This is a genomic window from Stenotrophomonas sp. PS02300 (assembly GCF_029959395.1).
Lineage (GTDB): Bacteria > Pseudomonadota > Gammaproteobacteria > Xanthomonadales > Xanthomonadaceae > Stenotrophomonas > Stenotrophomonas maltophilia_AD.
Window position 1 is genome coordinate 1 of the sequence record NZ_JASCOP010000154.1, and the last position, 7,839, is coordinate 7,839.

Below are 7,839 nucleotides of genomic sequence, written 5' to 3' on the forward strand. Positions count from 1 at the left end.
GGGGTACGGGACACGCCGTGAATCCATCCATGGAGGCTTGTCAAAAACATCCATGTTTTTGACAGTCCCGTACCCCCGCACCCGGCGACCCCTTGACGGTAGGTCGGCGGCCATGGGAAAGCGGCGGGTACCTCGCTGAGCGGTCTTCCCCCCGATTCAGTTAGCATGATCCCGCTGCCGCTGGCGCCATGCTTGTCTTGATGGGCCGTGGCGTTCCCTTGAGGATGACGCAGAATGGAAGCTTTGATTGTCCTGGCGGTACTGGTGTTGTTGGCCGTGCCGGTGTTGCTGATCGTGGCGTTGGTGATGATTTCCGGCCTGCGTCGGCGGGTGGCGGCCTTGGAGCAGGCGCGTGGCGACAGTGCCGTTCCGGCGGCCGCGCCTGCGGTGAGTGCTGCATGGGAGGAGCGTCCTTATGCGCCGGCCCCCGTGGCCGCGCGGGCACCCGCGCCGGAGGTTCCGCTGGCTGCTGCCGAGCCTGTACCCGAGCCGTTTGCTGCGGCTGCGCGGGTTGCGCCGCCGCCGCTTCCCTCTGCTGCTGTCGCCGGGCCTGAGCCCTTTGTGCCGCCGCCGCCTCGTGGGCCGGACCTGGGGGAGCGGATCGTGGGGACGATCAAACGCTGGTTCACCGAGGGCAATGTGCCGGTGAAGATCGGCATGCTGGTGTTGCTGGCGGGTGTGGCGGCGCTGCTGAAGTATGCGAGCGACCAGGGCTGGCTCAATGCGCCGATCGAGCTGCGGCTGGCGGCGATTGCGGCCGGTGCGCTGGCGGGCCTGGTGTTCGGCTGGGTGCAGCGCGAGCGCCGGCGGATGTTTGCGCTGGCGTTGCAGGGCGGGGCGATCGGCATTCTGCTGTTGACCATCTTTGCGGCGTTCAAGCGCTATGAGCTGCTGGATCCGGGGATCGCGTTCGCGCTGAGCATCCTGCTGATCGCGGGGATGGGCGTGCTGGCGGTGGTGCAGAATTCGCGCACGCTGGCGGTGCTGGGCATCCTGGCGGGGTTCATGGCGCCGATCTGGTTGTCCACGGGCAGTGGCAACCATGTGGCGCTGTTCTCGTACTACGCGGTGCTCAATGCGGCCATTTTCGCCATTGCGTGGTGGCGTCCGTGGCGGGCGCTGAACCTGTTGGGCTTTGCCTTTACGTTCGGTATTGGCACCACCTGGGGCGTCATGCAGTACAACGCGGACAAGTTCGCCAGTACCGAGCCATTCCTGCTGCTGTTCTTTGCGTTCTATCTGCTGATTCCGATTCTTTACGCGCGGCGCCAGCCGGCGGAGAAGCGCGATCTGGTCGATGGCAGCCTGGTGTTCGGTACGCCGTTGATCGCGTTCTCGCTGCAGGCGGGCATGCTGCACGACGACCGGTTGCTGCTGGCGCTGTGTGCGCTGGGGCTGGCGGCGTTGTATGCGGGGTTGGCGTGGGCATTGATCCGGCGCGAGCGCTATGCGGCGCTGGGGCAGTCGCATGCGGTGCTGGCGGTGGGCTTTGCGACACTGGCGGTGCCGTTGGCGCTGTCGGCGCGGGCGACGGCCAGTGTGTTTGCGCTGGAAGGTGCGGCGCTGGTCTGGCTGGGCCTGCGCCAGCAGCGGTGGTTGCCGCAGATTGCCGGTGCGCTGCTGCAGATGGGGGCCGCGTTCGGGTTCGTGGTGGGCGCCGATTACTGGCTGCACGATGCCACCGCGATTGCCAATCCGACCTTCATGAGTGGGTTGCTGCTGGCGCTGGCGGGCTTTGCGTCGGCCTTCAGTTATCGCCGTGCCGGGCGCGACGCGCCGGCCATCGTGTACTACCTGTGGGGCCTGCTGTGGTGGCTGGGCGGTGCGGGCCATGAGGTCAGCCGGTTCGTGGTGTTCGACACGCGCCCGGATGCACTGCTGGTGGTGGTGGCGGTCACCGCGTGGATCGCGGCCGAGGTGCACCGGCGCATGCCGGCGCGGGCGCTGGTGTTGACCACGTTGGCGATGCTGCTGTGCGCGTTCCCGTTGGCGCTGTGGCAGGCCGATGTCCACCGCCAGCCGTTCGCCGGGTACGGGGCGCTGGCCTGGGGGGTGTTCGCGGTGCTGGGCGTGCGCAGCCTGTGGTGCCTGCGCGGTGGCCAGGACCGGGCGGCGGTGGCGGCGCAGTTCGTCTGGTGGCTGCTGTGGCCGACGGTGGTGTCGCTGGCTGCGTCGTGGCTGGCCGATCGCTTCGAGCTGGCACAGGGGTGGGCCCTGGCCGCGGCGCTGCTGCCGTGGCTGGTGGTGGTCACGGTGTCGCTGCAGCGCTGGCGCTGGCTGACGCTGCCGCTGGGCGAGCGCTTCAACGTGGCGCGGCATGCGCTGCAGGCCACGTTGTTCGCGGTGCTGGGGCTGGCGTGGGTGGGCTTCCTGTTCGCGCAGGGCGCGGCCGATCCGCTGCCGTGGCTGCCGGTGTTGAATCCGCTGGAGCTGGCGCAGCTGGCCGTGCTGGCGCTGTTGGCGGTGTGGCTGTGGCGGGGCCAGGCGCCGTTGGCGCTGCAGGCGCGGCGGGTGCCGCTGCTGGCGGTGGCCGGGTTCGTGGCGCTGACCAGCATCACCCTGCATGCCGTGCACCATTGGGGCGGGGTGTCGTGGGACGGGCGGCTGTGGTCGTCCACGCTGGCCCAGACCAGTTTGACCGTGGTCTGGAGCGTGCTGGGCGTGATCAGCTGGGTGTGGGGCTCGCGTCGCGGGCAACGCGCCCTGTGGCTGGTCGGTGCGGTGCTGATGGGCGTGGTGCTGGCCAAGCTGGTGCTGATCGACCGCCAGCACCTGGGCAACCTGCTCGGTATTGCTTCCTTCATCGCCTACGGCCTGCTGTGCACGGTCGTGGGTTACCTGGCGCCGGCACCGCCGCGTGCGCCTGAAACGCCGCTGGAGACACAGTCGTGATGCTCTTTTCCCGTGTGATTGCTGCGGTCTCGCTACTGGCCGCCGCCCCCGTTCTCTGGGCCGCCGACGCGCGCCAGGACTATCGGGAACAGTGGCCGCTGCAGCTGTCCGCCCCGCAGGCGGGCGCGTACCGGCTGATGCTGGGCGAGGCGCAGTACCGCAGCGCGGTGTCGCCGCAGCTGGCCGATGTGCAGGTGTTCAATGCACAGGGCCAGGCATTGCCGGCGGCCTTGTTGTCGGCCGACCAGCCGCTGGCGCAGGCCGCGCAGTGGCAGGAACTGCCGTGGTTCCCGCTGCCGGCCCAGGCCGGTGCCGGCGGTGATGACCTGCAGCTGCTGACCGAACGCAACACCGACGGCAGCGTGCGCCGGGTCGAGGCACGCCTGGGCCGCAGCGTCGGCAGTGCCGCGCCCGGTGGCTGGCTGGTGGATGCCAGTGCGCTGCGCGGCGCGGTGCAGTCGCTGCGGCTGGACTGGCAGGCACCGGCCGCGCTGCAGGCACGGGTGCGGGTGGATGCCAGCGACGATCTGCGCCAGTGGCAGCGCGTGGCCGACGATGTGCCGCTGGTGGACCTGCAGCACGATGGCCGCCGGCTGCAGCAGCGCCGTATCGAGATCGGGCAGGAGGCGAAGTACTTCCGCATCGTGCCGGTCGGCGGCGACGCGCTGCCGGTGCTGTCGGCGGTGCACGCCGAACGCGTGGCCGCACCGCAGGCGATCGACTGGCAATGGCGCGCGCTGACCGGGACCGCCGGCAAGCCGGGTGAGTTCGAGTACACCCTGGATGGCCGCTTCCCGATCGCCCAGGTGGGCATCGCCACGCCCGACAACAGCGTGGTTCAGTGGACCCTGCTCAGCCGGGACGATGCGGGCCAGCCCTGGCAGGTCCGTGCCGGCCCGTGGGTGGCATACCAGCTGCAGGAAACCGGTGGGAGCCGCCAATCGCAGACCCAGTCGCTGGCGGTGCCCACGCGCGATCGCTACTGGAAACTGACCGCCGCGCAGGGCACCGCGATGCCCGCACCTACCCTGCGGCTGGGCTACCAGCCCGAGGCGCTGGTCTTCCTCAGCCAGGGCGAGGCGCCGTTCAGCGTGGCCGCCGGCAGCGTACGTGCGGCGCGGACCGATGCTCCGGTGGGCACGGTGATCGCGCAGCTGCGCGAACAGCAGGGCGCGCAGTGGCAGCCGGCGCTGGCCACGGCGCAGGGCAGCGCGCAGCCGCTGGGCGGCGACGCCGCCGTGCAGCCGGTGCGCGACTGGAAGCGCTGGCTGCTGTGGGGCTTGCTGGTGCTGGGGGTGCTCATCGTTGGCGGGTTCGCGGCCACGTTGTTGCGAAACAACGCGCGGTAGGTAACGACCGTGGGTCGTTACGCGCCGGGGGGCCGTTACAATGGGCGTCTGCGCCGTGCGCGGCGCCCTTTCCTTTTCCGCCAAAGAGTTGCTGCCCCATGTCCATCGTTCGCATGACCGACCTCGACCTTTCCGGCAAGCGCGTGCTGATCCGCCAGGACCTGAACGTGCCGATCGAAAACGGCCGCATCACCTCCGAGCAGCGCATCACCGCGTCGCTGCCGACGTTGAAGCTGGCGCTGGAAAAGGGCGCGGCGGTGATGGTCACCTCGCACCTGGGCCGCCCGCAGGAAGGCGTCTGGAGCGAAGCCGAGTCGCTGGCGCCGGTGGCGCTGCGCCTGTCGCAGCTGCTGGGCGTGAACGTGCCGCTGGTGCGCGACTGGGTCGACGGCGTGGACGTGGCCCCGGGGTCGATCGTGCTGCTGGAAAACTGCCGCATGAACGTGGGCGAGGGCAAGGATGACGAAGCCCTGTCGCGCAAGTACGCCGCGCTGTGCGATGTGTTCGTGATGGACGCCTTCGGCACCGCGCACCGCGCCCAGGCCTCCACCCATGGCGTGATCCGCTTCGCCCCGGTCGCCGCCGGTGGCCCGCTGCTGATGGCCGAGCTGGACGCACTGGCCAAGGCACTGCTCGCCCCGGCCCAGCCGCTGCTGGCGATCGTGGCCGGCAGCAAGGTCAGCACCAAGCTGGAGCTGCTGGCCAACCTGGTCGGCAAGGTCGACCAGCTGATCGTGGGCGGCGGCATCGCCAACACCTTCATCGCCGCGGCGGGCTACTCCGTCGGCAAGTCGCTGTACGAGCCGGACCTGCTGGATACCGCGAAGAAGATCGTGGCCGATGCCAAGGCGCGCGGCGCCGATATTCCGTTGCCCACCGACGTGGTGGTGGCCAAGCAGTTCCTCCCGGATGCCGAAGCCACGGTCAAGGCGGTGGCTGACGTGGCCGAAGACGACCTGATCCTGGATATCGGCCCGCAGACCGCCCAGCACTACGCCGGGCTGATCGCCAAGGCCGGCACCGTGGTCTGGAACGGCCCGGTCGGCGTGTTCGAATTCGAATCCTTCAGCCACGGCACCCAGGCGCTGGCCCAGGCCATCGCCACCTCGCCGGCGTTCTCCATCGCCGGTGGCGGCGATACCCTGGCTGCGGTCGACAAGTACGACATCGCCGACCAGGTCAGCTACATCTCCACCGGCGGTGGCGCCTTCCTCGAATTCCTCGAAGGCAAGACCCTGCCGGCAGTGGCCGCGCTCGAAGCCCGAGGGGCATGACCACCACGCTGTTCTTCGACCTCGACGGCACCCTGATCGACTCTGCGGTGGGCATCACCCAGTGCGTGGCGCATGCGCTCACGCAGATGGGGCGCCCGGTGCCGCCGCAGGAGGAGCTGCGGCGCTGGATCGGCCCGTCGCTGCGCACCAGTTTCGCGCCGCTGTTCGAGGATCCGGCCCAGGTGGAGCAGGCGGTGACGTATTACCGCGAACGCTTCGACGTGGTCGGCTGGCGCGAGCACGAGATCTACCCGCGCATCGGCCAGGTCGTGCAGGCGCTGCACGACCGTGGCCACCGGCTGGCGATCGTCACCGCCAAGAACGAGCCGCATGCGCGGCGCATCGTCGAGCACCTGCCGTTTGGTGCGTGCTTCGAGGACGTCATCGGCGCCACCCCGGACGGCAGCCGCAGCGAGAAGCCGCAGCTGGTCGCCGAGGCGCTGCGGCGGCTGATGCTGCCGCCTGCGCAGTGCTGGATGATCGGCGACCGGCGCATGGATATCGAAGGCGCGCGCCACCACGGCATGCGCAACATCGGCGTGTTGTGGGGCTTTGGCGGTGCCGAAGAACTGCAGGCCGCCGGCGCGCTACACCTGGCCGCGACGCCGGATGCGCTGCTGTCGCTGATCGATTGAGGCACGCGGCGGCGCTCCGTACGCCGCCGCATGTCGTGGCCCGGTCCGGTCATGTCCTGTAGGACATCGGTGAAACCCAAGCGCGACAATGCTGTAAACGTATTCATGGGACGTGAAGGGTGTGCTAATTTCAATCCTTTCCCGGGAGCCCTTTAACCATGATTGAGCGTCAGCGCCGTACGAAGATCCTTGCCACCCTCGGACCGGCAACCGACCCGCCGGGCGTGCTGGAGGATCTGTTCCGCGCCGGCGTGAACGTGGTCCGCCTCAACTTCAGCCATGGCGACCCGTCCGGCCAGGCCAAGCGCGCCGCCGACGTGCGCGCCGCCGCGCAGCGCGTGGGCGTGGAAGTGGGCATCCTGGCCGACCTGCCGGGCCCGAAGATCCGCATCGAGCGTTTCACCGAAGGCAAGATCCATCTCAAGGCGGGCGACCGCTTCGACCTGGTCGCCTCGGCCAATGCGCCGGCCGGCGACACCACCCAGGTCGGCGTGAGCTATCTGGGCCTGCCGCAGGACGTGGTGGCCGGTGACGTGCTGCTGCTCGACGATGGCCTGATGCAGCTGCAGGTGGTGGAAGTGCAGGGCGAGCGCATCGTCAACACCGTGCTCAACGATGGCGTGCTGTCCGACCGCAAGGGCCTGAACAAGCAGGGCGGTGGCCTGTCGCTGGGCGCGCTGACCGAGCGCGACAAGGAACTGATCGGCATCGTGGCCAAGATCGGCGTGGATTTCATCGCCGTGTCCTTCTGCCGCAACGCGCAGGACATGAACGACGCCCGCGCCATCGCCGAATCGCACGGCTGCTACGCCGCGCTGGTCTCCAAGATCGAGCGCACCGAAGCCATCGAGAACCTCGAAGAGATCGTCGACGCCAGCGATGTGGTGATGGTGGCGCGCGGTGACCTGGGCGTGGAAATCGGCGATGCCGAACTGCCGGGCCTGCAGAAGAAGATCATCAAGGCCTCGCTGGCCCAGAACAAGGTGGTGATCACCGCCACCCAGATGCTGCAGTCGATGGTCGAAAGCCCGATCCCGACCCGCGCCGAAGTGCTGGACGTGGCCAACTCGGTCATCGACGGTACCGATGCGGTGATGCTGTCGGCCGAAACCGCCGCCGGCGCCTACCCGGTGAAGGCCGTGGAAGCCATGGCGCGCATCTGCCTGGGTGCTGAGCGCCAGTTCCAGACCGAGACCGATTTCGGCGCCTCACCGCGCAACCTGGAACGTGCCGACCAGGCCATCGCCATGGCCACCATGTTCCTGTCCCAGCACGTGGGCGTACGCGCGATCGTGGCGATGACCGAATCCGGTGGCACCGCCCGTTACCTGTCACGCTTCCGCGCCTCGGCCCCGGTGTTCGCGGTGACCCGCCACGACGGTGCCCGCCGCCAGATGGCGCTGATGCGCGATGTGTTCCCGATCAACTTCGACAGCCGCGGCTTCACCCCGCGCGAAGCCGCACGCGGCAGCATCCGCCTGCTGGTGGAAGCCAACCAGCTGCAGGCCGGCGACCGCGTGGTGTTCACCAGCGGCGAACACATGGAAACCCATGGCGCCACCAATACCCTGCGCCTGCTGGAAGTAGGTGAAGACGGGCGCGCCAGCGGTCTGGGCGACCTCTAAGTGCCGATGAATGGAGCCGGGCAGGGCCCGGCTCCACCGGCGACCATGACGCAGCGCCGGGCCC

The 7,839-nt window shown here is 69.2% G+C and carries 5 protein-coding genes; all 5 read left to right on the top strand.

Annotation, left to right across the window (positions count from 1 at the left end; translation table 11 throughout):
- The first annotated feature begins 234 nt into the window (after window positions 1–234).
- Window positions 235–2,892: a DUF2339 domain-containing protein gene (locus tag QMX79_RS18620; protein WP_282248107.1), complete on the top strand. Its 2,658-nt coding sequence runs from the start codon at window positions 235–237 to the stop codon at window positions 2,890–2,892.
- Window positions 2,892–4,241: a DUF3999 domain-containing protein gene (locus QMX79_RS18625; protein ID WP_282248108.1), complete on the top strand. Its 1,350-nt coding sequence runs from the start codon at window positions 2,892–2,894 to the stop codon at window positions 4,239–4,241. The genes QMX79_RS18620 and QMX79_RS18625 overlap by 1 nt, the downstream gene beginning before the upstream one ends.
- Window positions 4,242–4,339: 98 nt before the next feature.
- On the top strand, window positions 4,340–5,515 hold the full coding sequence (locus QMX79_RS18630; RefSeq protein ID WP_282248109.1) for a phosphoglycerate kinase: 1,176 nt from the start codon (window positions 4,340–4,342) through the stop codon (window positions 5,513–5,515).
- Entirely contained in the window at window positions 5,512–6,150 is a 639-nt protein-coding gene (locus QMX79_RS18635; RefSeq protein ID WP_282248110.1) for an HAD hydrolase-like protein, read from the top strand. The genes QMX79_RS18630 and QMX79_RS18635 overlap by 4 nt, the downstream gene beginning before the upstream one ends.
- A 158-nt stretch (window positions 6,151–6,308) precedes the next feature.
- Window positions 6,309–7,775 carry a pyruvate kinase gene (gene pyk, locus QMX79_RS18640; protein WP_068853848.1) on the top strand — a complete coding sequence of 489 codons (1,467 nt, stop codon included), beginning with the start codon at window positions 6,309–6,311 and terminating at the stop codon, window positions 7,773–7,775.
- Window positions 7,776–7,839 lie beyond the last annotated feature (64 nt).